Origin of the sequence: Nocardioides psychrotolerans (genome assembly GCF_943371775.1) — a bacterium.
Lineage (GTDB): Bacteria > Actinomycetota > Actinomycetes > Propionibacteriales > Nocardioidaceae > Nocardioides > Nocardioides psychrotolerans_A.
This window is the reverse complement of record NZ_CALRWD010000011.1, coordinates 41,940-65,732: the sequence shown is the minus strand read 5'-3', so window position 1 is coordinate 65,732 and position 23,793 is coordinate 41,940. Positions and strand designations below refer to the sequence as shown.

General features: G+C 72.6%; 21 protein-coding genes. 8 read left to right on the top strand and 13 right to left on the bottom strand.

Going from position 1 to position 23,793, the window contains the following annotated elements:
* Positions 1–11: 11 nt before the first annotated feature.
* The 4 genes from icmF to AAG827_RS05340 form a co-directional block, all read right to left on the bottom strand.
* Positions 12–3,230: a fused isobutyryl-CoA mutase/GTPase IcmF gene (gene icmF, locus AAG827_RS05355; protein WP_341924811.1), complete on the bottom strand. Its 3,219-nt coding sequence runs from the start codon at positions 3,228–3,230 to the stop codon at positions 12–14.
* A 178-nt stretch (positions 3,231–3,408) separates the two neighbouring features.
* On the bottom strand, positions 3,409–3,915 hold the full coding sequence (locus AAG827_RS05350; protein WP_341924810.1) for a MarR family transcriptional regulator: 507 nt from the start codon (positions 3,913–3,915) through the stop codon (positions 3,409–3,411).
* A 2-nt stretch (positions 3,916–3,917) separates the two neighbouring features.
* Positions 3,918–4,607 carry an aspartate/glutamate racemase family protein gene (locus AAG827_RS05345; protein WP_341924809.1) on the bottom strand — a complete coding sequence of 230 codons (690 nt, stop codon included), beginning with the start codon at positions 4,605–4,607 and terminating at the stop codon, positions 3,918–3,920.
* Between the two features lie 271 nt (positions 4,608–4,878).
* Positions 4,879–5,631: an SDR family oxidoreductase gene (locus AAG827_RS05340; protein ID WP_341924808.1), complete on the bottom strand. Its 753-nt coding sequence runs from the start codon at positions 5,629–5,631 to the stop codon at positions 4,879–4,881.
* A 71-nt stretch (positions 5,632–5,702) separates the two neighbouring features.
* Here AAG827_RS05340 and AAG827_RS05335 point away from each other — a divergent pair, with 71 nt between their 5' ends.
* From AAG827_RS05335 to AAG827_RS05325, 3 genes are all read left to right on the top strand, one after another.
* Entirely contained in the window at positions 5,703–6,047 is a 345-nt protein-coding gene (locus AAG827_RS05335; RefSeq protein ID WP_341924807.1) for a hypothetical protein, read from the top strand.
* Positions 6,048–6,133: 86 nt separating this feature from the next.
* Positions 6,134–7,393, top strand: coding sequence for a D-inositol-3-phosphate glycosyltransferase (gene mshA / locus AAG827_RS05330; RefSeq protein ID WP_341924806.1), 1,260 nt, complete (start codon positions 6,134–6,136; stop codon positions 7,391–7,393).
* On the top strand, positions 7,390–7,887 hold the full coding sequence (locus AAG827_RS05325) for a YbjN domain-containing protein (protein WP_341924805.1): 498 nt from the start codon (positions 7,390–7,392) through the stop codon (positions 7,885–7,887). Before mshA ends, AAG827_RS05325 begins: the two co-directional genes overlap by 4 nt.
* 71 nt (positions 7,888–7,958) lie before the next feature.
* Here AAG827_RS05325 and AAG827_RS05320 read toward each other — a convergent pair whose 3' ends face one another.
* The 8 genes from AAG827_RS05320 to pilM form a co-directional block, all read right to left on the bottom strand.
* Complete coding sequence (locus tag AAG827_RS05320) at positions 7,959–9,254, bottom strand: EAL domain-containing protein (RefSeq protein WP_341924804.1); 1,296 nt, start codon at positions 9,252–9,254, stop codon at positions 7,959–7,961.
* A 91-nt stretch (positions 9,255–9,345) separates the two neighbouring features.
* Complete coding sequence (locus tag AAG827_RS05315; protein ID WP_341924803.1) at positions 9,346–10,722, bottom strand: bifunctional diguanylate cyclase/phosphodiesterase; 1,377 nt, start codon at positions 10,720–10,722, stop codon at positions 9,346–9,348.
* A 66-nt stretch (positions 10,723–10,788) separates the two neighbouring features.
* Positions 10,789–11,607 carry a prepilin peptidase gene (locus AAG827_RS05310; RefSeq protein ID WP_341924802.1) on the bottom strand — a complete coding sequence of 273 codons (819 nt, stop codon included), beginning with the start codon at positions 11,605–11,607 and terminating at the stop codon, positions 10,789–10,791.
* Between the two features lie 12 nt (positions 11,608–11,619).
* Positions 11,620–13,044, bottom strand: a complete 1,425-nt coding sequence (locus AAG827_RS05305; protein WP_341924801.1) for a bifunctional diguanylate cyclase/phosphodiesterase — start codon at positions 13,042–13,044, stop codon at positions 11,620–11,622.
* A gap of 1 nt (position 13,045) precedes the next feature.
* Complete coding sequence (locus AAG827_RS05300) at positions 13,046–13,918, bottom strand: hypothetical protein (RefSeq protein ID WP_341924800.1); 873 nt, start codon at positions 13,916–13,918, stop codon at positions 13,046–13,048.
* 52 nt (positions 13,919–13,970) lie between these two features.
* Complete coding sequence (locus tag AAG827_RS05295) at positions 13,971–14,600, bottom strand: hypothetical protein (RefSeq protein WP_341924799.1); 630 nt, start codon at positions 14,598–14,600, stop codon at positions 13,971–13,973.
* The gene (locus AAG827_RS05290) at positions 14,597–15,310 is read right to left on the bottom strand and encodes a hypothetical protein (protein ID WP_341924798.1); all 714 of its coding nucleotides are present in this window, start codon (positions 15,308–15,310) and stop codon (positions 14,597–14,599) included. Before AAG827_RS05290 ends, AAG827_RS05295 begins: the two co-directional genes overlap by 4 nt.
* Positions 15,307–16,350: a type IV pilus assembly protein PilM gene (pilM, locus tag AAG827_RS05285; protein WP_341924797.1), complete on the bottom strand. Its 1,044-nt coding sequence runs from the start codon at positions 16,348–16,350 to the stop codon at positions 15,307–15,309. Before pilM ends, AAG827_RS05290 begins: the two co-directional genes overlap by 4 nt.
* Before the next feature lie 141 nt (positions 16,351–16,491).
* Here pilM and AAG827_RS05280 point away from each other — a divergent pair, with 141 nt between their 5' ends.
* The 5 genes from AAG827_RS05280 to AAG827_RS05260 all read left to right on the top strand — a co-directional run bounded on the left by AAG827_RS05280 (position 16,492) and on the right by AAG827_RS05260 (position 22,271).
* On the top strand, positions 16,492–17,619 hold the full coding sequence (locus AAG827_RS05280) for a PilT/PilU family type 4a pilus ATPase (protein WP_341924796.1): 1,128 nt from the start codon (positions 16,492–16,494) through the stop codon (positions 17,617–17,619).
* The gene (locus AAG827_RS05275) at positions 17,616–18,077 is read left to right on the top strand and encodes a hypothetical protein (RefSeq protein ID WP_341924795.1); all 462 of its coding nucleotides are present in this window, start codon (positions 17,616–17,618) and stop codon (positions 18,075–18,077) included. Before AAG827_RS05280 ends, AAG827_RS05275 begins: the two co-directional genes overlap by 4 nt.
* Before the next feature lie 111 nt (positions 18,078–18,188).
* Complete coding sequence (locus AAG827_RS05270; RefSeq protein ID WP_341924794.1) at positions 18,189–19,904, top strand: GspE/PulE family protein; 1,716 nt, start codon at positions 18,189–18,191, stop codon at positions 19,902–19,904.
* Positions 19,891–21,060 (top strand): type IV pilus twitching motility protein PilT, encoded by a 1,170-nt coding sequence (locus tag AAG827_RS05265; protein ID WP_341924793.1) that lies wholly within the window; start codon positions 19,891–19,893, stop codon positions 21,058–21,060. Before AAG827_RS05270 ends, AAG827_RS05265 begins: the two co-directional genes overlap by 14 nt.
* A complete protein-coding gene (locus AAG827_RS05260) occupies positions 21,057–22,271 on the top strand; it encodes a type II secretion system F family protein (protein WP_341924792.1) in 1,215 nt (404 codons plus the stop codon). Before AAG827_RS05265 ends, AAG827_RS05260 begins: the two co-directional genes overlap by 4 nt.
* Positions 22,272–22,457: 186 nt before the next feature.
* On the opposite strand, the gene AAG827_RS05255 is transcribed toward AAG827_RS05260, so the two are convergent.
* On the bottom strand, positions 22,458–23,786 hold the full coding sequence (locus AAG827_RS05255) for a hypothetical protein (RefSeq protein WP_341924791.1): 1,329 nt from the start codon (positions 23,784–23,786) through the stop codon (positions 22,458–22,460).
* Between the last annotated feature and the right edge of the window lie 7 nt (positions 23,787–23,793).

Below are 23,793 nucleotides of genomic sequence, written 5' to 3'. Positions count from 1 at the left end.
GCCGCCGCAGCTCAGACGTTGCGGCGGTACTGCCCGCCCACCTCGAAGAACGCCTCGGTGACCTGGCCGAGCGAGCACACGCGGGCGGCGTCCATCAGGACGGCGAAGACGTTGTCGCCGTTGACGGCCGCCTCCTTGAGTCGCGCGATCGCCTCGGTGGCCTCGGTCGAGTGCTCCTCCTGGAAGGCGCGGACCCGGGTGAGCTGGCCCTCCTTCTCCTCGTCGGTGGCGCGGGCCAGCTCGATGTGGACCGGGGTGCCGTCGGCGTCGGCCTTGCGGAAGGTGTTGACGCCGATGATGGGCAGCGAGCCGTCGTGCTTGCGGTGCTCGTAGAGCATCGACTCGTCCTGGATGCGCCCGCGCTGGTAGCCGGTCTCCATCGCCCCGAGCACGCCGCCGCGCTCGTTGATCGCGTCGAACTCCGCGAGCACGGCCGCCTCCACGAGGTCGGTCAGCTCGTCGATGATGAACGAGCCCTGGAGCGGGTTCTCGTTCATCGCCAGGCCCCACTCGCGGTTGATGATCAGCTGGATCGCCAGCGCGCGGCGCACCGAGTCCTCGGTCGGGGTCGTGACCGCCTCGTCGTAGGCGTTGGTGTGCAGGCTGTTGGCGTTGTCGTAGATCGCGATCAGGGCCTGCAGCGTCGTGCGGATGTCGTTGAAGTCCATCTCCTGCGCGTGCAGGGAGCGACCGGAGGTCTGCACGTGGTACTTCAGCTTCTGGGAGCGGTCGTTGGCGCCGTACTTCTCCTTCATCGCCACCGCCCAGATGCGACGGGCGACGCGACCGATGACGCTGTATTCGGGGTCCATGCCGTTGGAGAAGAAGAACGACAGGTTGGGCGCGAAGTCGTCGATGTCCATGCCGCGCGCGAGGTAGGCCTCGACGTAGGTGAAGCCGTTGGCGAGGGTGAACGCGAGCTGGCTGATGGGGTTGGCCCCGGCCTCGGCGATGTGGTAGCCGGAGATGGAGACGGAGTAGAAGTTGCGCACCTGCTGGGCGATGAACCACTCCTGGATGTCGGCCATCATCCGCAGCGAGAACTCGGTGGAGAACAGGCAGGTGTTCTGCCCCTGGTCCTCCTTGAGGATGTCGGCCTGCACCGTGCCGCGCACGCTGGCGACGGCGTACGCCGCGAGCATGGCGCGCTCCTCGTCGGACGGCTCGCGCCCCTCCTTGTCGCGGAAGGCGTCGACCTGCTGGTCGATCACGGTGTTGAGGAAGAACGCCAACACCGTCGGGGCCGGACCGTTGATCGTCATCGAGACGCTCGTGGACGGTGCGACCAGGTCGAAGCCGTCGTAGAGCACCTTCATGTCGTCGAGCGTGGCGACGCTGACGCCGGAGGTGCCGACCTTGCCGTAGATGTCGGGGCGCTCGTCGGGGTCGCGGCCGTAGAGGGTCACCGAGTCGAAGGCGGTCGACAGACGCTTGGCGTCGCCGTCGGCGGAGAGGATCTTGAAGCGCCGGTTGGTGCGCGCGGGGTCGCCCTCGCCGGCGAACATGCGGGCGGGGTCCTCGCCGTCGCGCTTGAACGGGAAGACGCCGGCCGTGTAGGGGAAGTAGCCCGGGAGGTTCTCCCGGCGCCAGAAGCGCACGAGCTCGCCGTGGTCGGCGAAGCGGGGCAAGGAGACGCGCGGGATCTTGTTGCCGCTGAGCGACTCGCGGGTCAGCTGCGTGGTGATCTCCTTGTCGCGCACCCGGGTGACCTGCTCGTCGCCGGCGTAGGACTCGACGACCGCGGGCCAGCCGGCGATCTGGTCGGACACGTCGTGGGGCAGGGCCTTGCGGGCCTTCTCCAGCAGCTGGGGGACGGCGCCGTGGTCGCTCTCGCCCAGCTCCTCCGTGACGAGCTCAAGGCGCTGCACACGGCGGGCCGCGTCGGCGAGCTCCTCGGTGCGGGCGTGGTAGCCCCTGACGGTCTCGGTGATCTCGGCGAGGTAGCGCACGCGGTCGGTCGGGACGACCTGGCGGATGCCCGAGGAGTGCTTGACGTCGACGGCCGGCAGGGTGCCCTCGTCGAAGGTCAGGCCCTGCTCGGTCAGGAGGCCGCGCAGGTGCTGGTAGAGCGCGGTCACGCCGTCGTCGTTGAACGTCGCGGCGGACGTGCCGAAGACCGGCATGTCGGTGGGCTGCTGGCCGAAGGCCTCGCGGTTGCGGACCAGCTGGCGCCCGACGTCGCGCAGCGCGTCCTTGGCGCCGCGGCGCTCGAACTTGTTGATCGCCACGACGTCGGCGAAGTCGAGCATGTCGATCTTCTCCAGCTGCGAGGCAGCACCGAACTCCGGCGTCATGACATACATCGAGGTGTCGACGAACGGCACGATCGCGGCGTCGCCCTGGCCGATGCCGGGGGTCTCCACGACGACGAGGTCGAAGCCGGCGGCCTTCACGACGTCGATGACGTCGGAGAGGTGCGCGGGGATCTCGTGGGCGCCGCGGGTCGCGAGGCTGCGGAAGAAGACCCGGTCGCCGTCGAGGGAGTTCATCCGGATCCGGTCACCGAGCAGCGCGCCGCCACCACGGCGGCGGGTCGGGTCGACGGCGATGACGGCGATGCGCAGCTTGTCCTGCTGGTCGAGCCGGAAGCGGCGTACGAGCTCGTCGGTGAGCGACGACTTGCCGGAGCCGCCGGTGCCGGTGATGCCGAGGACGGGCGCCGCGTGCCGCGCCGCGCTCGCGCGCAGCTGCTCGAGGGTGTCGGCGTCGAGCTGGCCCTGCTCGGCGCCGGTGATGGCCCGGGCGATGGCGAAGCGGTCGCCGCTGATGACCTGCTCGGCGGTGACCTGCTTGCCGGCCCACAGGTCGAAGTCGCAGTCCTTGACGACGGAGTTGATCATCCCGACCAGGCCCATGCGCTGGCCGTCCTCGGGGGAGAAGATCGTCACGCCGGCCTGGCGCAGGCGCTGGATCTCATCGTGCACGATCACGCCGCCGCCACCGCCGACGACCTTGACGTGGTCGGCGCCCTGGGCGCGCAATGACTCCACGAGGTACTCGAAGTACTCGATGTGGCCACCCTGGTAGGACGACACCGCCACGCCCTGGGCATCCTCCTCCAGCGCCGCGTCGACGACCTCCTGGACGGAGCGGTTGTGACCGAGGTGGATGACCTCGCAGCCCTGGCTCTGGAAGATCCGCCGCATGATGTTGATCGAGGCGTCGTGACCGTCGAAGAGGCTCGACGCGGTCACGAGACGGACCGGGTGCTGGGGCTGGTGGATCGTCATCGACTACCTCGCTGGTGGGGAAGGAGAGCAACTACTTGGATGTCCAACTATCTGATCATAGGACGTCCACGGACCTGGGGCAATCGGTCGTGGGGGTGGGGTTGGGGGGATAGTGCGGGACGTTTTCAACATTCTCCGCGCGCTGGAGGTCGAAAACGTCCCGTACTTTCCGGGCTGGTCAGTCCACGCGGTCGCCGGCGGCGGACCGGTAGGCGCCGAGGAGGGCGGTCAGGGCCGCGACCTCGGTGTCGGGGAGACCGGGGGCGGCGAAGACGCCGTCGTTGAGACCGATGGTGGCGCGCTCGGCGACCTCACGGCCGGCCGCGGTGATCGAGGCGAGGATGACGCGACCGTCGGAGGTCGAGCGCTCGCGGTCGACGTAGCCCTGCTTCTGGAGCCGGTCGACAGCACTGGTCACCGAGGTGGGGTGCACCTGGAGCAGCGAGCCGAGGCGGGTCATCGGCATCGCGCCCGCGGAGGTGAAGGAGAGCAGCATCAGGATCTCGTAGCGGGCGAAGGTGAGGTCGAGCGGCCGCAGCACGGCCTCGATGCGCTCCATCACCAGCTGCTGCACACGCACCAGCGACGTCACCATCGCCATCCCGTCGGCTGCCTCGGCCCACCCGTGACGCACCCACTGGTGGTGCGCCTCGCGGATCGGGTCGCGGTCGTCGACGGGCGACAACCTCAGTCCAGCGCGCGGTCGAGGGCGGCGGCGACGTGCAGGGTCGTGCCGGGGAAGACGGGCAGCTCGGAGTCGGCCTGGTGGACGAGGAGCTCGAGCTCGGTGCAGCCGAGGATCAGGCCGCCGGCGCCGGCGTCCCACAGCTCCTCGATGAGTCCCACGACCGTGCGCCGCGAGGCGTCGAGCACCTTGCCGTGCACGAGCTCGTCGTAGATCACGCGGTTGATGGCGGCGTGGTGGCGCTCGTCGGGCACGTGGACCGTGAGGCCGTGGCTGGCCAACCGGTCGGTGAAGAAGGAGCGCGACATCGCGAAGGTGGTCCCGATGAAGCCGACCGAGTCGAGGCCCTGGGCCTTGACGGCCTCGGCGACGACGTCGGCCAGGTGCAGCACCGGGATCGCGACCGCGGCCTCGACCTGGTCGGCGACGCGGTGGAAGGTCGTCGTGCAGAGCAGCAGGAAGTCGGCGCCCGCACGCTCGAGGCCCTGGGCGGCGGCGACGAGGATCGCCGCGACGTCGTCCCAGCGCTCCTGCTCCTGGAGCGCGGTCACCTCGGCGAAGTCGACCGACCACATGATCGTCCGGGCCGAGCTGAGACCGCCGAGGCGCTTCTCCACACCGACGTTGAGGGCTTCGTAGTAGGCGGCGCTGCTCTCCCAGCTCATGCCGCCGATGAGTCCGATGGTCTGCACGGACCGCAGTCTGCCACCCGGAGGACCCCCGGACGCAGAAGGACCCGCTCGTGGACGCGGCTCCCGACGCGACGAGCGGGTCAACTCCTGAAGGCTGGGTCCGGGCCCCGCGGTCCCCCCAGACCCTCGGCGCCCCACCCGTGTTCCGCCGACTCCCTCTTGATCCGGCGGACATCACAAACGGTAGGGCTGCACGCGCCACGCCAGGCACACGTCACGTCCACCCGACGACCAGGGTTCGGTAACAAACGTCCTCAGTCCAGTAGGACCGTCAGTCGGGAAGCACCCGGTGCACCTTGTGCTGCGCAGCCTGCGCACGCGGCCGGATCACCAGCTCGTCGATGTTGACGTGGGACGGGCGGGTGACCATCCAGCCGATCGCGTCCGCCACGTCCTCGGCGGTCAGGGGCTCGGCGACGCCTGCATAGACCGCGTCGGCCTTCTCCTGGTCGCCGTCGAAGCGCACCAGGGCGAACTCGTCGGTGCGCACCATGCCGGGCGCGATCTCGCAGACCCGCACGGGCTGGTCCCACAGCTCGAGGCGCAGCGTCTCGGTGACGACCTGGGTGCCGTGCTTGGCCGCGGTGTAGCCCGCTCCGCCCTCGTAGGCGATCCGCCCCGCGGTCGAGCCGACGTTGAGGATCACGCCCTCGCCCGATGCCAGGAGCGCCGGCAGCAGCGCCTTGGTGACCTGCATCAGGCCGATCACGTTGACCTCGAACATCTGGCGCCACTCGTCGCTGTCGGCCTGGGCGACGGGGGAGGAGCCGAAGGCGCCCCCCGCGTTGTTCACCAGTACGTCGAGTCGCTCGCCGACGCGCGCGGCGAGCGCGGCCACCGCGTCGGCGTCGGTGACGTCGCACGCGACCGCCGTGCCGCCGATCTCGGCGGCCAGGGCCTCGATCCGGTCCACGCGGCGCGCGGCGCAGAACACGTGGAACCCCTGGGCGGCCAGCGTGCGCGCGGTGGCGGCGCCGATGCCGCTGCTGGCTCCGGTGACGACGGCGGTGCGTGAGGTGCTCATGTGGCCCATTCTGACGCGTCTCCTGCTGACGGGTCTCGCTGGCCGGACCGCACCGGTGGCAGACTCCCCCCGTGCCCCTGACCCTCCTTGCCCGCGTCGCCGGTGTCCTGGGCGGACTCTGCCTGCTGGTCCGTGCCGCTGCGGGCGCCGACGCTCTCCGTTGGCCGGGCCTCGTGCTGCTGGCCCTGGCGCTCGCCGGTCTCGGGGCGGGCCTCGTGAGCTCCAGCGCCACCTGGCTGCGGGCCATCGTGGCCGTGGCCTTCCCCCTGCTCGTCTGGTCGGTCGTGGAGGTCGTCGGTGGCGAGGGGGACGGCCACGTGGTCGACGCGGTCGCAGGGTTCGTGGTGGCCGTCGTCTGCGTCGCAGCGCTGCTGCGGTCCCGCCAGGCCCGTGCGGTTGGTTCTCACGTCGCCTAGAGGGCGCCGGGAATCACCGCGCCGCCTTCGTGGTTGGCGTTCTGGAGCCCCGGTGCGCGCGGCCCCGGTCCGAGCGAAGGAGTGACATGCAGCCGATCCGGCGTCTGGCGATGATCAGCCTGCACACCTCCCCGCTGGACCAGCCCGGCACCGGCGACGCGGGCGGCATGAACGTCTACGTCATCGAGCTCGCCAAGCGGCTGGCCCACCAGGGCATCGAGGTCGACATCTTCACCCGCGCGACCACCTCGACGCTGCCGCCGGTCGTCGAGGCCTGCGACGGCGTCAGCGTGCGCCACATCCACGCCGGCCCCTTCGAGGGCCTGACCAAGGACGAGCTGCCGGGCCAGCTGTGCGTCTTCGCGCGCGAGGTCCTGCGGGCCGAGGCCGCCCACCCTCTGGGGCACTACGACGCCGTGCACTCCCACTACTGGCTCTCCGGCCAGGTCGGCGCCCTCGCGCGCGACCGCTGGGGCGTGCCCCTGGTCCACTCGATGCACACCATGGCCAAGGTCAAGAACGCCGCGCTCGCCCTCGGCGACACCCCCGAGCCGAGCGCCCGGATCATCGGCGAGGAGCAGGTCGTCGAGGCGGCCGACATGCTCATCGCCAACACCGACCTCGAGGCCAAGCAGCTCATCAACCTCTACGACGCCGACCCCGGCCGGGTCGAGGTCGTGCACCCCGGCGTCGACCTGTCGGTCTTCCGTCCGGTCGACCGCGACGCGGTGCGCGCGGAGCTCGGGCTGCCCCTCGACGCCCACGTGCTGCTCTTCGCCGGGCGCATCCAGCCGCTCAAGGCGCCCGACGTCCTGCTGCGCGCGGTCGCCGCACTCCTGGCCCGCGACCCCGGGCTGCGCTCGCGGATCGTGGTCCCCGTGGTCGGCGGTCCCTCGGGCAGCGGTCTGGACCGCCCCGAGTCGCTCGCGGCCCTGGCCCGCGAGCTCGGCATCGACGACGTGGTGCGCTTCGTGCCGCCGGTCTCCCAGGCCGACCTCTCGCGGTGGTACGCCGCCGCGACGCTGGTCGCCGTCCCGTCCTACAACGAGTCCTTCGGGCTCGTCGCGGCCGAGGCCCAGGCGGCGGGGACCCCCGTCGTGGCGGCCGCGGTCGGCGGCCTCACGACCGTCGTACGCGACGGGCACAGCGGGCTGCTCGTGGAGGGCCACGACGCCGACGAGTGGGCCGGGGCGCTCGGTCGGGTGCTCGGTGACCCCGACCTCCTGGCCCGGCTGCGCGACGGAGCGAGGGCCCAGGCCCGGCAGTTCTCCTGGGAGGCGACCGCGGCCCAGACGCTCGACGTCTACGCCCGCGCTAGGAGTGCCATGCGAGAGTCTGTGGCGTGAGCGCCGATGTCGTCCGTGACTACCTGACCGCCAACGAGATCGAGTTCGACGAGAAGGATCCCGGTGTCTTCTCGGTCTCCCTGCCGGGGGAGAAGAAGCTCCAGGTCGCGGTGCGTCTCGACGTGGGCGCGCACGCGCTCGGGATCCACGCCTTCGTGTGCCGCAAGCCCGACGAGAACCACGAGCGCGTCTACCGCTGGCTCCTGGAGCGCAACCTGCGGCTCTACGGCGTCGCGTTCGCCGTCGACCAGCTCGGCGACATCTACCTCGACGGCCGGCTCCCGCTCTCGGCGATCACCATCGACGAGCTCGACCGGGTGATCGGCTCGGTGCTGTCCTACGCCGACGACTCGTTCAACCAGATCCTCGAGCTCGGCTTCGCCTCCTCGATCCGCAAGGAGTGGGAGTGGCGCAAGCTGCGCGGCGAGCCCACGGCCAACCTCGAGGCCTTCCGCGGCTGGCTGGAGTCGGGCGCCGACCCGTCGCCCAACTGAGGCGCGACGTCATCCGGATCGTGGAGTCGCCTCCTCGGCCCGCATGACGTCCCAGGCTGCGGCGCGCACGGTCACGCGCCGAGCATCTCCGTCGTGCCGTCGCGCGACCAGGAGTCGGTCGAGAACAGCTCGTCGGCCGCGACGGGTCGGCCCAGGTGATAGCCCTGGCCGAGCGTGCAGCCCATCGCGAGCAGCCGCGCCTGCTGGGCGGGGTCCTCGATGCCCTCGGCCACCACGGTCGCACCGGTGGTGGTGAGCAGGCCGAGCACCGCGCGGGTCAGGGCGAAGTCGGACGGCGAGGTCGCGATGCCGGCGACCAGGGAGCGGTCGACCTTGACGGTGTCGATGGGCAGCCGGTGCAGGTGCCGGATCGAGGAGTAGCCGGTGCCGAAGTCGTCGATGCCCAGCCCCACGCCGATCCGGTGCAGAGCGGTGATCGTGCGCAGGACCCGCGGGTCGTCGGCGAGCAGCGCCGTCTCGGTGATCTCCAGCAACAGCTGCTCGGGCCGCACGCCGCACCGCCGCAGGGTGGCGGCGACGCCGTCGGCGTACGACGCCTCGCGCAGCTCGATCGGGGAGACGTTGACGTGCATGCGGAAGGTCGGCCCGACGCGGCCACGCCAGGAGGCCAGCTGGCACACGGCTCGCTCGAGCACCAACCGACCGAGCGGGTGGATCAGCCCGGTGCGCTCGGCGGCCTCGACCGCGACCAGCGGTCCGACGGGGCCTCGGTGCGGGTGGTGCCAGCGCAGCAGTGCCTCGGCGCCCGTCATCGCGCCGTGGCGTAGGTCCACGACGGGCTGGTAGGCCAGGTCCAGCTGCCCGGGCTGCTCGGTGAGCGCCTCCGCGAGGTCCCGCACCAGGGTGAGGCTGTCGTGGGGCACCACGTCCTCGTCGTCGTCGTGGTGCCAGGACGTCCCGCCCGGGGTGTCGCGCTGGGCGGTGACCAGGGTGCCGCGGACGTCGCGGACGGTGCCCCACACGTCGTCGGTCGGGCCGCACTCGCGGGCGGCGACGGTGATGATCGGCCAGACCCGCTCTCCGTGCACGTCGAGCATCTCGCGCATCTCGTCGACCAGGACCGCGACCTGGGCGACGGCGTGGTCGGGCTCCACCATCGCCCCGGCGAGGAAGCTGCCGAGTCGGGAGACCCGCAGCAGGTGGCACGGCACGGAGTCGTGCGCCTGGGCGCGACGCACGATCTCGGCAGTGGCGTCGTCGAGGCTCCGCACGCCGTAGACGTCCGCGAGGTCCGGCCCGTTGGAGAGGGAGGCGGCGATCAGCACCAGGCGGCGACCTCGGGCGACCGCCTGCGCGCGCAGGTCGGTGATGGAGGTCGTGAGCGCGGAGGTCGTCGTCGGGGTCACGCTGGTCCGTCCTGTTGGAAGGTTCCCTCCCTCCAGTCCTGGGAGCCTAGTGACTGATGGGACCCCTGGGGAGGATGTGATTCGATGCGGTCTAGACCGAGTGCGCCGGACCCGGCGGGCGGCCACGGTGGTCGATCCAGGCGGTCGTGTCCTCGACGGACGCGGGGGGCGCGACCCAGAAGCCCTGGAGCCGGTCGCAGCCCATCGCGGTGAGGCAGCGGGCGGAGTCCTCGTCCTCGATGCCCTCGGCGACCACATGGACCCCGAGACCGTGCGCGGCCGCCACGATCGCCCGCACCAGCCGTGCCACGGTCTCGTCGGAGACCTGGCGGACCAGCGTGGGGTGGATCTTGACCTCGCTGACACCGGGATACTGCGACAGCGCGGTCAGCGACGACCGGCCGGCGCCGAACTCGTGGATCGAGACGGCCAGCCCGAGCCGGGTCAGGCGTCGGAACAGGTCGACGACCGCCGGCACGGGGAACGGTGCCGGCTCGGTGATCTCCAGGACCAGGTGGGCCGCGGCCGGTGGTGTCGCGGCGAGCAGGCGGGCCAGCTCCGGCAGGAACGCCCGGCCGAGCAGGTCGCGGGGGGAGACGTTGACCGAGACCGACACCGGATTCCCAGCCGCGGCGGACAGGGCCGGCTGGTCGCGCAGCGCGAGCCGGACGGCCACCAGGGTGATCCGGTCGAGGAGGCCCGACTGCTCGGCTGCCGGGAGGAAGGCGCGTGGCGCCAGGAGTCCTCGGGTCGGGTGCTGCCAGCGCAGCAGTGCCTCGCAGCCGACGACGGCACCCTCGACGTCGACCTGGGGCTGGTAGTGCAGCCGCAGCTCCTCGCGCTCCAGCGCGCCGACCAGGTCCTCGACGAGCTCGGTGTCGGGGGTCTCCTGGAACCAGGCTGAGCCACCGACCCGGAGGGCGCCACCGGCCCGGCTGGCGGTCTTGGCGGAGTACATCGCCCGGTCCGCGGCGCGCAGCAGGGCGTCGAGGTCGTCGCCGTCCAGGCCGGTGATCCCGATCCCCAGGGAGCAGCTGATCGCGAGGTCGACGCCCTCGAGCCGGACGGGGCGGCTCAGCCTGTCGACGATCGCGGTGGCCAGGGCCGAGGCCTGCTCCGGGTCCTCCAGGGGTGCGGTCAGCACGGCGAACTCGTCACCACCGAGCCGCACCGCGACATCGTCGTCACCGACCGCGCGGGCGATGCGGGCGGCGACCTCCTGGAGGACCAGGTCGCCGTTGTGGTGGCCGAGGGTGTCGTTGACCTGCTTGAAGCCGTCCAGGTCGAGGAGGAGCAGCGCACGGAGCGTGTCTCCGGAGGAGATCTCGCCGGCGTGGGCGAACAGCAACGCCCGGTTGCCCAGGCTGGTCAGCGGGTCGCTGTGCACGCCCCTTCGACGGTGGACGAACGAGCGCGCGCGGGACGCCGCGAGGCGCCAGGCCTGCTTCGCTCGAGCGTCACGCGTCATGTGGTCTCCCGGCAGGACGGTCCCGGGGCGGTCCGGGGCTGGCGCCAGCCTAGATCGGAGAGGGGGTCAGGCCAGCCCGACGGTCCGGAGGTAGGCCTCGGCGACGGCCGGTCCCGCCAGGAGGCCCAGGGCGGCGCCGAGCAGCATGAACGGTCCGAACGCGATCGCCGTACGCCGTCCCGCGCGGCGGGTGGTCAGCAGGACCGCGCCGACCGCTGCGCCGGTGAGGAAGCCGAGCGCCAGGCCGGTGAGGGACTGTGCCGGGCCCACGGCGCCGAGCACCAGCCCGAGCACGGGGGCGAGCGCGACGTCGCCCAGGCCCATCCCGCGACCTCGGGTGGAGGCCCAGACAGCGGCGTAGACCGTGAGCCAGGTGACGGCCCCCAGCAGGGCCGGGACGGCGCGGTCCCAGGCCGCCCCGGGTCCGCTGTCGACCCCGGTGGAGATCCAGCCGGACGCGAGAGCGGCGAGGGCGAGGCCTCCGGCCCAGCCCGTCACGGCGAAGGGCAGCCGGCCGTGCTCGAGGTCGATCAGGGCCAGCGCGACGCCGGCACCGGTCACGGCCAGGATCGCGAGGACCTCGGGCAGACCGGGCGCGCGGGTGGCGACCAGGGCGAAGAGCAGTGCGGTGCCGGCCTCGACGGCGGGGTAGCGCGCGGAGATCGGTGCACGGCAGTCTCGGCACCGGCCGCGCAGCAGGACCCACGAGAGGACCGGGATGTTGTCGCGCTCGCGGACGAGACCGCCGCAGGAGGGGCACGAGGACCGGGGGCGCACGACCGACAGGCCGGCCGGCACCCGGTGCACCACGACGTTGACGAAGGAACCGACCAGCAGTCCCAGCATCCCGGCAGAGACAGCGGCGAGCAGGGTGAGGTCGGACATCGGGTCTCCGGGTCAGGGTCGAGGGGTGGTGACGCAGGGGTTATCGGCACCACGGATGCCCGACTGGAGGGCAGGGTGGTCACCGCGGGCGCGGGTCCAGTACTCGGTCCACTCGCCGACCTCGAGCAGGGCCATCGGCGGCGCGATCGCGAACCCCTGGAGGGCGTCGCAGCCCATCGACAGCAGGAGGCGGGCTGCTGCACCGGTCTCCACGCCCTCGGCCACGACGCGCAGGTCGAGCCCGTGGGCGGCGCTGACGAGCCCGCGCGCCAGGCGGGCCGCGCCGGGGTCGCGCTCGACGGCGGCCGCCAGGCTCGCGGGCAGCTTCACCTCGCGCACGAGGGTGTTGTCGCTGAGCGCGGTCAGTGACGCGTGCGTCGCGCCGAACTCCTGGACGCTCAGGCTGCAGCCCACGTCGGCGAGGGCGGCGTAGAGGGTCGGCGTCACCGGCAGGCTGGTGGCGGACTCGGAGACCTCGAGCCTCAGGAGGGAGCCCGGCACGCGCGCGGCGACCAGGAGCCCCGCGAGCCGCATCGGCAGGTCGGGGGCGAGCAGGCTGTGGGCCGAGATGTTGACCGACTGGCTCGCGCCGGGGGACCAGGTCGCGAGGGACTCGTGCTCACCCAGGGCGCGGCCGATCGCGGCCTCGTCCACCGCGGCGGCCAGTCCGTGCCGCTCGGCGACCGGGAGGAACGCGGACGGCGCGAGCATCCCCAGCGTCGGGTGCTCCCACCGCAGCAGCGCCTCGTAGCCCACCACGGCGCCACGCGGGTCGACCTGGGGCTGGTGGTGCAGGCGCAGGGCGGGGGTGCCCGGGGTGTCCAGGGCTGCGGCGAGGTCGCGGGCGAGGTCGCGGTCCGCCGGCGGCGTACGACGGGACCGCCGCGCGGTCGTGCCGCGCACCGAGCCGCGCCGGGAGCGCGGTGCGAACTTGTCGGCGTACATCGCCTGGTCGGCGCTGGCCAGCAGGGCCGCCAGGCCGTCGCCGTCGCGTCCGCTCACGGCGAGCCCGACGGACGCGCCGCCCGGCACGACCACGTCGCCGAGCACGACGGGCAGCTGCAGGCAGGCGCGCAGGTCGCTCGCGAACAGCTCGGCCGCCGCCACGTCGGCGCAGGGCTGGAGGACGGCGAACTCGTCGCCCCCCAGACGGGCCAGCAGCGCCCCGCCGCCCAGGCGTCGCTGCAGGCGGGCCGCCGCCTCCACGAGGAGCCGGTCGCCGGCGTCGTGCCCGAGGGCGTCGTTGACCCGCTTGAGGTGGTCGACGTCGACCACGAGCACGGCGACGACCTGCTCCGCCCAGACCGCGGCGGCCACCATGCGGCGTCCGGCCACGGCGAGGTGCCCCCGCCGCGGGAGCCCGGTGAGGTGGTCGCGCCCCGGCGTCGTCCAGGAGGGACGCGGGTAGGCGCGGATCCGGGTCCGCAGGCTGGTCATGTCATCGACCGTCCGCCACGAGCAGGTCGTGGTCGTGCCGGTGCTGCACGTGGGGCGGCAGCACCTGGCGGAGCGTCTGACGGACCAGGTGGGCGTCCTGCGTCGAGGCGGTCGCGGCGTCCGGAGCGGGAAGGGCGCGCACCACGGTCCGGGCCAGCTCACCCAGCAGCGCCGTCACGTGGTCGTCCTCGTCGCCGTGGCGCGCCCCCAGGCCGACCAGCAGCGCGTCGAAGCGGGCGAGCTCGGCCTCGCGGGCCTCGAGCCCGAGCTCGCCGAGGGCGGCCGCGGTCGAGGCACGCAGGGCCCAGTGCTCGGCCAGGGCGAGGGAGGCGTCGCGGTCGCTGGGCACGGCCGTGCGTCGGGCGCCGGCCCGCTGACCCTGGCCGCTCGGGCGCCGCGCGGTCGCGACATGGTCGGCGGGGACGAGCATCGCAGTCACCGAGCCGGTCGAGTCGGCCACGAGCGAGAGCGCGATCTCCCGTGCCCGGGCGAGGGTCGCGGCGGGCGTGTCCGCGGGGAGCCGTGCGAGCCGCTCGGCGAGCTCGGCCTGACGGCCCGACAGATGGGGGGCGAGCACGTGCAGGTCGGCCGCCCACTGCGCCAGCGCCGCACGCTCGGTGCGGCCCTCGGCGGCGAGGTCGCGGGAGAGCCCCGTCCAGCAGGCGACCTGATGCACCGCAGCGACCGCCGGAAGGGCGGGGCGGAGGGGCGCCGGCGCTGGGAGTGTCGGCAGCGCCGGAGCCACCGGGGCGAGGGCGTCGAGGGCGACCGACTGCTGGTCGTCCAGGTGTCGCCGGTGCCGCAGGTGGAGCAGCAGGCCCAGCAGGACGACGGCGAGCACGCCCAGGATGGCGAGGGTGGCGGAGAGGGGCACCGGCAGGCTCGATTCGGTTCGGGGGGTGGTCAGGGGTCGGTGCGGTCCGCAGTCAGCCCGCGGTCGCCGGCGGCAGCACCGGTGGGGCGACAAAGGTCGCTCCACTGAGGGTCACGGTGAAGCCCGTGTCCTCCGAGGTGCCGGTCAACGAGACGGAGCGGACCAGGAAGGCGCGGTCGAGTTGCTCGATCGCCCGGAGCAGGCGGCGGGCCTCGTCGAAGGTCCCCTCCGCCGAGAGCGTCACCACCTGGACGGCGAGGTCGGCCGTCGCCGGGTCGACCTGCTGCTCCGTCACCGTGGTGGTGTCGACCGGCAGGCCGTCGAGGACGGGGACCGGGGCGGAGGGGCTCAGGGTCGTGATGTCGTCGGGGCCGTAGCCGGCCTGACGGGCAGCGCCCACCACGGCGGTGAACAGCCCCGGCTGGTCGGCCGTGGGCGGGAAGAGCCGGTCCAGGTCCTCGGCCACGGCACGGGTGTCGCTGAGGTCGGCTGCCTGCTCCTGGAGGGCGCTGAGCTGTCGGCCGAGGGTGACGTTGCGGTCCTGGGCGTCGGTGACCGCCTCCCGGGACTCGCCGATCTGTCCGGTCACGGGCCCGAGGAGCAGGAGCCACCCGGCGACGAGCAGCAGGACCAGCGCGGCCGAGCCCAGGACCTGCGTGGCGGTGGCGGAGCGCAGGTTCACGAGGTGCCTCCGGGGGCTCGGTCGGGCAGGTCGTCGTAGCGACCGCTGAACGCGGCCGGCGAGAGGGCCACGGAGCCGGTGAAGGCGACCCCGCTGCCGTCACTGGTCGTGGTGGTCGAGACGAACGGCTCGACGAAGAGGCGGTCGCGCCCGAGCGCGACCACGAGGCGGCTCACCTGCGCGCGGTCGGTGGCGGTGCCGCTGAGGTCCAGGCAGCCGATGACCACCGCGGTCGCGAACGGATCAGGCCCGGGGCACACGGCACCGGCGAGGCCCCGGGCCTCGGCGGAGGCAGGCTCTTCCGCGCCCGCCTCCTCCGCGCCAGGCCCGGAGGCCCCAGTGGGCAGGACCACCTGGACGCTCTCGATCCGGGCGCCGTCGGGAGTCGCCCGGGCGAGCGCGTCGAGGACGGAGGAGAACTGCACCTCGGTGAGCATCGCGCCCTGCACGGTGACGGCTCGCCGCTGGACGCCCTGCACGTAGGTGCGGACCTCGGCGAGGTCGTCGATCCGGTCGCTGAGTCCGTCCGACACGGCATCCTCGCCGCGCAGGTCGGCGCGCACCTGCTCCAGCTCGAGACGCTGGAAGGTCCAGGCGCCGGCGAGAGCGAGCACCAGGGCGACGGCGCCGACGGCGAAACGCTGGCGAAGTCGGCGTACGCGGAGCTCCTCGAGCACCCAGGGCGAGAGGAGGTTGAGGGCCGGTCTCATGCCGTCTCCCCGAGACACAGTCCGAGCGAGACCGAGAGGTCGTCGACGGCGGCGGTGCGCAGCCGGGCCACCGACGCCAGGTCGAGCGTGGTGACCGGCATGCCGAACGCGGCCGCGCAGCGCTCGGCGAACCCCGCCTGGGCCGCACCGCCACCGGTGACGACCGCGTGGGTGGCCACGTGCTCGGGGTCGCCGGTGGAGTGGAAGTCCAAGGTGGCGCGGATCTCCGCGACCAGTCGCTCCGTGGCGGCGTCCAGGGCCAGCCGCGCGGTCGCGGGCAGGGCGGAGCCGGGGTGGCGCTTGGCCTCCTCGGCCTCGGTCCAGGTGAGGCCCTCGTCGACCAGGGCGCGCGTGAGGAGCTCCCCACCCACCCCGGGCACGACCCGCACGAAGTGGGGGACCCCCTGCGTGTGAACGGCGACCGACACCGTGTCGGCCCCGACGTCGATCACGGCCTCGGTCGCGGGACCTCCGTCGGGGTCGGCGGGGTGGCTGCTGCGGCTCACGGCCGCGCGGACGAGAGCGAGCGGGGAGAGGTCGGCGGTGACAGGCCGGAGGCCGGCGGCCTGCACGCACCGCACGAGGTCGTCGACGTTGCCGCGTGCGGTGGCGACGAGCAGGATCTCCACGGTGCGTCTCTCGATGCCGGTCTGCGGGTCCGTGCGGGTCTGCTCGCCGAGCAGCACGTGGTCGAGGTTGGCGTCGTCCACGGCCACGGGGAGCAGGTCGGCAACCTGGTAGCGCAACGCGCGTCGCAGGTCCTGGGGTGGCATCCAGTCGAGCTCGAGGTGACGCACGAGCACCGACCCGCTGCAGACGCCCAACCGCACGGAGCGGCTCCCGATCCGGTGCTCGCGCCACAGACGCTTGAGCGCGTCGGTCACGGCGGCCGGGTCGCGGACGACCCCGGCCTCGACGGCGCCCGGGGGGAGCGCGACGCTGCCGTGCCGTCTCACCACGAGCTTGCGGCCGGAGCGACGCAGCTCCACCGCTCGCACGGCGCAGCGGCCGATGTCGAGTCCGACGACGGTGGCGGGCATGGAGGTCCTCCTGGTCCGCCGGCGGCGGGAGCCGCCGGCACCTGGGTCATCGGTCGCCGTCGGGCCGGACTTGACCCCGGCCTACAGGTGGCCGCCCCGGCTGCCGAGACTCTCGGTGTCCCTCACGACAGGAGCCCCGCCGTGCCCTCGCTGACCCCCGAGCTGACCGACCTGCTCGCGGCCGTGCACCGCCTCGACGGGTCCGACCTGCACCTGCGCAGCGGTGCCACGCCCAAGATCCGGGTCTCCGGCTCGCTGCAGGAGGCCGCGGAGGTGGCATGGTCCGCCGAGCAGGTCACCCGCGCGCTGCGCGAGGCGATGAGCGCGACGGTGCTGCGCGACTTCGAGGAGACCTGGGAGGCCGACTTCGCCGTCACGGCCGAGGGGCTGGGACGCTTCCGCGTCAACGCGTTCCGCTCGCGGGGGCAGGACGGTGCGGTCTTCCGGCGCATCAGTGACGGGGCGGTCCCGCTGGAGCAGCTCGGCATGCCCGACGTCGTACGACGACTCGCGCTGAGGCCGCGCGGGCTCGTGCTCGTCACGGGGCCGACCGGCTCGGGCAAGTCCACGACGCTCAGCGCCATGGTCGACGTGGTCAACGCCGCGCGGCCGGTGCACATCCTCACCCTCGAGGACCCGATCGAGGTCGTGCACCGCGACCGGGTCGCCACCGTCACCCAGCGCGAGCTCGGCTCGGACACGCGCGACTGGCCGGCGGCGCTGCGGGCGGCGATGCGCCAGGACCCCGACGTCATCCTCATCGGCGAGCTCCGCGACGCCGACACCGTGCGCGCGGCCCTCTCGGCGGCGGAGACCGGGCACGTCGTCCTGAGCTCCATGCACACCACCGACGCGCGCGAGACGGTGCTGCGGCTGATCGACTTCTTCCCGGCCCACGAGCAGCCACGCGTGCGCGCTGCGCTCGCCGTCACCCTCGAGGGCGTGGTGTGCCAGCGGCTGGTGCCTCGCCTCGACGGCGACGGGCGGGTCTGCGTGGTGGAGGTCGCGGTGCGCGACGCACGTTTCGCCGAGGCGGTCGCCGACCCGGACAAGACCCACGGCATCACCGACGTCGTCGCCTCGGGGGCCTACTCCGGGATGCAGAGCTTCGACCAGCACCTGCTGACGTTGGTGACCGAGGGCACGATCAGCCTCGACACCGCGATGCTCGCGGCGAGCAACCCGCACGACTTCACCGTCGCCCTGCGCCGCACCGGGTGGGCACCGGAGCAGCCGGTCGGGCGTCGTGTGCTGGAATCGGCACCGTGAGCCAGCTGCCCGAGGTGCCCCTCGACACCCTGGACCTGCCGTCCCTGCGGGCCTACCGCCAGCAGCTTCGCGACGAGGAGGACCGGGCGTCCTACTGGCGGCGCCTGGTGCACGCTCGCCTCGACCTCCTCGAGGCCGGGCGCTCGACGGAGGGCTCGATCGCGCTCGAGGACCTGGTGCGCGTCCTCGGCGACACCGGCAGCGGCGCCTCGCGCTCGGCGCTGTTGCGGGTGCGCGCCGAGGAGCCGCTGCCCGACGTGCCGGACCTGGCGCAGGTCTGGCAGGTGCCCTCCACCCCGGAGGAGACCGACGTCGTGCTCGCGAGCCTGCGGCACGCCGAGGCGCAGCTGACCGGCTACCGCACGGCGCTCTTCGCCCGTATCGACGCCGCGACGGCGGCCCTGGTGGAGCGCTACCGCGCCGAGCCGGTGCTGGCCCTGGACGTCCTGCCCCGCTGATCGCGCCCGCTGATCGCCCCCGCTGATCCTCAAGGTGGGCCCCCGGGGTGCCGAGACTCCTGCTGACAGGCGGCCCACGACCGCCTGCGCCACCAGGCGGGAGCGCCACCGATGGACACGGACCTGCTGACCGCGCAGCCCGATCACACAGCGGCTCCTGCGGTGGCCGGGGTGACCGTCGAGGCGCTCCTGGCGGCCGGCCTGGTCACGGCCGCGCAGGTGGAGGAGGCTGCCGCCCACGGTGCCGAGGGCTCGCTGCTCGAGACGCTGGTGAGCCACGGGGCCGTCGCACGTGGCGACCTGCTGCGCCTGGCCGCGGACACAGCGGGCGTGCCCTTCCTCGAGCTCGCCGACCTCGTGCTCGCCCCGATGGCGACCGCCCTGCTGCCGGCGGACTTCGCACGACGAGCGTGCGTGGTCCCGATCAGTGACGACGGCGACACGTTGCTGGTCGCCACGCCCCTGCGGGGCCTGCTCGACCTGGACCTCAAGGACGACATCGGGCGGCTCACGGGGCGGCGCGTCGTCTTCGGCCTGGCGACCCGGGCCGAGATCGAGCACCAGCTCAACCAGGCCTACCGCGCCGAGGGCGAGCTCGCCGACCTGACGTCCGGGCTGACCGAGGAGCCGGAGCCCGAGGACCTCGGCTCGCTCACCGAGGTGACCGAGGACGCCCCGGTCGTCCGCTTCGTGAACCTGCTGATCAGCCAGGCCATCGCGGACCGGGCCTCCGACATCCACCTCGAGCCGACGGAGCACGACCTGCGCGTGCGCTACCGGATCGACGGGGTCCTCCAGGACGCCCACCACGCTCCGCGCAGCATCGTCAACGGGGTCGTCAGCCGGCTCAAGATCATGGCGTCCATGGACATCGCCGAGCGCCGGGTGCCGCAGGACGGCCGATTGACGGTCAGCCACCTCGGGCACGAGATGGACCTGCGCGTCGCCACCTTGCCGACGGTGTGGGGGGAGAAGGTCGTGGCCCGGGTGCTCGACAACTCCAACACCCGGCTCGGCCTGGGGGACCTGGGCTTCAGCGACGGCAACTTCGCACGCTTCGAGACGTCGTACTCCAAGCCCTACGGGATGATCCTCGTGACCGGGCCGACCGGGTCGGGCAAGTCGACGACGCTCTACGCGACGCTCAACATCCTCAACCAGCAGCACGTCAACGTGATCACCGTCGAGGATCCCGTGGAGTACCGGTTGCCCGGCATCAACCAGGTGCAGGTCAACCCCAAGGCCGGGCTGACCTTCGCATCCGCGCTGCGCTCGATCCTGCGCTCGGACCCCGACATCGTGCTGATCGGCGAGATCCGTGACCACGAGACGGCCAACATCGCCGTCGAGGCGGCGCTCACCGGGCACCTGGTGCTCTCCACGCTGCACACCAATGACGCGCCCTCGGCCGTGACGCGGCTGGTGGAGATGGGCATCGAGCCGTTCCTCGTCGGCTCCGCGCTCGACGCCGTCGTCGCCCAGCGTCTGTGCCGTGGCCTGTGCCCCCGCTGCAAGGAGGCCTACCGTCCCGAGCCCGACGAGCTGGCCGCGATCGGCTTCCCACCTCTGGAGGACTCCGACGCGCTCCTGCACCGCCCGCGCGGGTGCTCCTCGTGCGGGCAGACCGGCTACCGCGGTCGCATGGCCCTGCACGAGGTGATGCCCGTGACCGAGGAGCTCGAGCGCCTGACCGTGCGGCGGGCGTCGACCGAGGAGGTCGCCCGGACGGCGCGTGAGCAGGGGATGAGCACGTTGCGCGACGACGGCTGGCTGAAGGTCCGTCAGGGACGGACCTCGATCGAGGAGGTCCTCCGTGTCGTGGGCTGAGACCGTGGAGATGCGTCCACCGGCGCCGGTGCTCGACCTCGACCGGCTGCTGCGCCAGGTCGCCTCGTCCGGCGGCTCCGACCTGCACCTGACCGTCGACGCGCCACCGACGATCCGCGTGCGTGGCGAGATGACCCCGATGCCGGGCGAGGAGGTGCTCACCGCGCGGCTGCTCCAGGAGTCGCTCTACGCGGTGATGACCGAGCGGCAGCGCCAGGTGCTGGAGGAGACCCGCGAGCTCGACTTCGCCTACGCCGTGCCGGGCCTGGCCCGCTTCCGCGTCAACGTCTTCTGGCAGCGCGAGGCCGTGGGAGCGGTGCTGCGCCTGATCCCCTGGGAGATCCGCTCCCTCGACGACCTCGGCCTCCCGGCGGTGGTCGACACCTTCGCGGCCCTGCGACGTGGCCTCGTGCTCGTCACCGGGCCCACCGGGTCGGGCAAGTCGACCACGCTCGCCGCGGTCATCGACCGCGTCAACCGCACGCGCAGCGGGCACATCGTCACCATCGAGGACCCCATCGAGTTCCTCCACCAGCACCAGCGCTGCCTGGTCAACCAGCGCGAGGTCGGCGCCGACACGGTGGACTTCCGCACCGCGCTCAAGCACGTGCTGCGCCAGGACCCCGACGTGATCCTGGTCGGCGAGCTGCGCGACCTGGAGACCATCTCGGTCGCCCTCACCGCAGCCGAGACCGGTCACCTCGTCCTCGCGACGCTGCACACCCAGTCGGCGCAGGACACGGTCAGCCGTGTCGTCGACGTCTTTCCCGCGGGCCAGCAGCAGCAGGTCCGCACCCAGCTGGCCGCGACCCTGCAGGGCGTCGTGTGCCAGTCGCTGGTGCCCACGGTCGACGGCAGCGGTCGGGTCCCTGCCGTCGAGGTGATGGTCTGCAACCCCGGCATCCGGGCGATGATCCGCGACGGCAAGCTCCAGCAGATCCCCGGTGCGCTCCAGTCCGGGGCCCGTGACGGCATGCAGACCCTCAACGGCCACCTCGCCGCGCACGTGCGCGCCGGGCGGATCACCCGCGAGGCCGGCCTGGAGTTCTGCTCCAGCCGCGAGGACTTCCTGGCGCTCGTGGGCTCGGGGTCGGCGCTGCAGGCGTCGTCGTACGTCGGGTCCCCGGCGGGTCCTGCGGGCGGGTGGTCGGAGTGACCGCGACCCAGTACTCCTACAAGGTCCGCGACGCCGGCGGTCGCTTCCGCGAGGGCAAGGTCAACGCCGAGTCGGAGAAGGCGGTCGCGGAGAAGCTGCTCGCGATGGGTTACGTGCCGCTCGAGGTCAAGCAGACCGGCACCGGTCTCCAGCGCGAGATCACCCTCGGCCGCAAGCGGGTCAAGCAGAAGGACCTCGCGATCGCCTCGCGCCAGCTCGCCACGATGGTGGACGCCGGCCTGACGCTGCTGCGGGCGTTGAGCATCCTCGGCGAGCAGGTGGAGCACGCGGAGCTGCGCCGGGCGCTGGCGCGGGTGCGCCAGGAGGTCGAGTCCGGTCAGTCGCTGAGCGCCGCGTTCGCCGGCGAACCCACGATCTTCCCGCCGTTCATGATCAGCATGACCCGCGCGGGCGAGAGCGGCGGGTTCCTCGACGTCGCCCTGCGCCAGGTCGCCGAGACCTTCGAGGCCGACGTGAAGCTGCGCGGCAAGGTGAAGTCGGCGATGACCTACCCGGTCGTCGTCTTCTGCATGGCGATCCTCATGTGCGTCGGCATGCTGCTCTTCATCGTGCCCGTCTTCGAGAAGATGTTCGCCGACCTCGGTGGCACGCTCCCGGTGCCGACGCAGGTGCTCGTCGCCCTGTCCAACTCGATGCGCTACGTCCTGCCGACCGTCGCCGTCGTCGGCGCGGTCGGGCTGGTGTGGTGGCGCAAGCACGGCCAGGACCCCCAGGTCCGCGACGTCGTCGACCCGCTCAAGCTGCGGCTGCCCGTCTTCGGCCAGCTCTTCGCCAAGATCGCCCTGGCCCGCTTCTCCCGCAACCTGAGCACGCTGCTCTCCGCCGGGGTCCCGATCCTCTCCTCGCTGGACATCGTCGCCGACACCACCGGCTCGGTGGTGATCGCCCGAGCGCTGCACGACGTACGCCAGTCGGTCGCCCAGGGCGAGTCCTTCGCCGAGCCCCTCGGCCGGCACGACGTCTTCCCCTCGATGACGGTGCAGATGATCGCCTCCGGGGAGGAGGCCGGTGCCGTCGACCAGATGCTGCGTCGCATCTCGCAGTTCTACGACGAGGAGGTCGAGGCCACCACCGAGGCACTCACCTCCCTCATCGAGCCCCTGATGATCGCGGTCCTCGGCGTCCTGGTCGGCGGCATGATCGTCGCGCTCTACATGCCGATGTTCTCGGTCTTCGACCTGATCCAGTAGGGCGGCCGCCGAACCGGGGGTCGTGTGCCGGAGAGCGCGCTGTGCCGCTGGGTGGGGCACACGACGCGCACCTCGGCGCCACCATTCGATCGCCGAGCCGATCAAGCCACCTGGCACAACCTGGGCCCAGCGCCTCGCACCCCGTCCGCCCGCGGCGTGGTCAGCACGTCCGCCGCGGGACCAGCGTCAGCGGTCGAGCTCGCGGTAGTCGTCGACCACGACCGAGTAGAGGCTCGGGCTGAGGTTGTCGATGAAGCACTCGTTGAGGCTGATGTCGATCGTGCCGGCGAGGTTGACGGTGTTGGCGAACATGGTGCCGACGAAGTCCGGTGTGCCGTTGCCCTTGTCGACCTCGCCGTAGGTGCGCGAGGTCAGCACGATGCTGGCGGCGACCTCGCCGTTGCCGTTGAGGCGGACGTTCCCACCGTCGATCACGATCAGCAGGGACCGCTGCTGGCAGCCGTCCTGTGCCCAGGTGCTGCCGAGTGCCTTCAGGTCGACCACGCCGCCCGGGTCGGACGTCGCGAGGTCGAAGAACATCACGGCGTCGGGGGTCACGGCCGGGTCCGGCACAGTGTAGGTCCGCGTCGTGAAGTAGGTGCCCTGCGACTGCGCGACCGCGCGCAGCTCCTCGAGCTTGTCGAGGGGCAGCGGGTCGTCGTCGAGGCCGAAGAGCTCCAGGAGCGCGGCGTCGTCCTGCAGGAAGGTGCCGTCGACGTCGTTGGCGGCGTCGGCGTCGAGGTCCTGCGCCTGGTAGTACGTCGGGTAGGCGGCGGCGAGTGCGGCGCAGGCCGCCCCCTGGGAGTCCTGGTCCCAGCGCAGCGGGTCACCGGAGGCGCGGCACCGACCGGCGGCGGTCTTGTGGATCGCCTTGTTGTCGGTCGGGCTGCAGCTGCTGCCGCTGCCGTTGCCGTCGGTGATCACCTTGGAGGAGTGGACGGCCGGTGGGATCCCGTAGGCCGCGTCGAGACTTCCGAAGAACTCGATCTTGGTGCGGTTGAACACGCAGCCCGTCGTGAAGATGCTGATGCCGTCGAGGTCCGGCGTCCCTGCGCCCTGGACCGAGCGGGCGAAGATCCCGAGCGGCAGCCCGAGCTGACGCAGCGTCAGCGTGACGTCGACCTGGACGTCCCGCCGTCCCTGGCCGGCGGTGCCCGAGGACGTGATGCGATAACGCCGGTCGCGTGCGTCGCTGGCGGGCAGCGGCGCGATCGTGACGCTGTAGTCCTGGGCGGGACTCCCCACGACCTCACCCACGATCGGCGTCGTGCGCACGCTACGGCTGCCGGTGGAGCGCAGGTAGGCGATCGCCTGGGTGATCCCCGCGTCCGCCGCGTCGAGCGCCCGCGCGGAGTCCTGGGCGCGGCGCGTGGAGCCGAGGTTGGTCACGGTCGCGGTGAGCACGGTCGTGGTCAGCACGGCCACCAGGGCCATCACCATCAGCGTGATGACCAGGGCCGCGCCCTCGTCGCGGGGACGGCCAGGGGGGAGCACGTCGTACGTCGCGTCGCTCATGTCTGCC

What these genes read in the sequence shown, in the direction of transcription:
- AAG827_RS05255 (WP_341924791.1), bottom strand. Translation starts at nt 23,786, where the DNA reads ATGAGCGACGCGACGTACGACGTGCTCCCCCCTGGCCGTCCCCGCGAC.
- AAG827_RS05315 (WP_341924803.1), bottom strand. Translation starts at nt 10,722, where the DNA reads ATGACGCGTGACGCTCGAGCGAAGCAGGCCTGGCGCCTCGCGGCGTCC.
- AAG827_RS05305 (WP_341924801.1), bottom strand. Translation starts at nt 13,044, where the DNA reads ATGACCAGCCTGCGGACCCGGATCCGCGCCTACCCGCGTCCCTCCTGG.
- mshA (WP_341924806.1), top strand. Translation starts at nt 6,134, where the DNA reads ATGCAGCCGATCCGGCGTCTGGCGATGATCAGCCTGCACACCTCCCCG.
- AAG827_RS05270 (WP_341924794.1), top strand. Translation starts at nt 18,189, where the DNA reads ATGGACACGGACCTGCTGACCGCGCAGCCCGATCACACAGCGGCTCCT.
- AAG827_RS05340 (WP_341924808.1), bottom strand. Translation starts at nt 5,631, where the DNA reads ATGAGCACCTCACGCACCGCCGTCGTCACCGGAGCCAGCAGCGGCATC.
- icmF (WP_341924811.1), bottom strand. Translation starts at nt 3,230, where the DNA reads ATGACGATCCACCAGCCCCAGCACCCGGTCCGTCTCGTGACCGCGTCG.
- AAG827_RS05290 (WP_341924798.1), bottom strand. Translation starts at nt 15,310, where the DNA reads ATGAGACCGGCCCTCAACCTCCTCTCGCCCTGGGTGCTCGAGGAGCTC.
- pilM (WP_341924797.1), bottom strand. Translation starts at nt 16,350, where the DNA reads ATGCCCGCCACCGTCGTCGGACTCGACATCGGCCGCTGCGCCGTGCGA.
- AAG827_RS05310 (WP_341924802.1), bottom strand. Translation starts at nt 11,607, where the DNA reads ATGTCCGACCTCACCCTGCTCGCCGCTGTCTCTGCCGGGATGCTGGGA.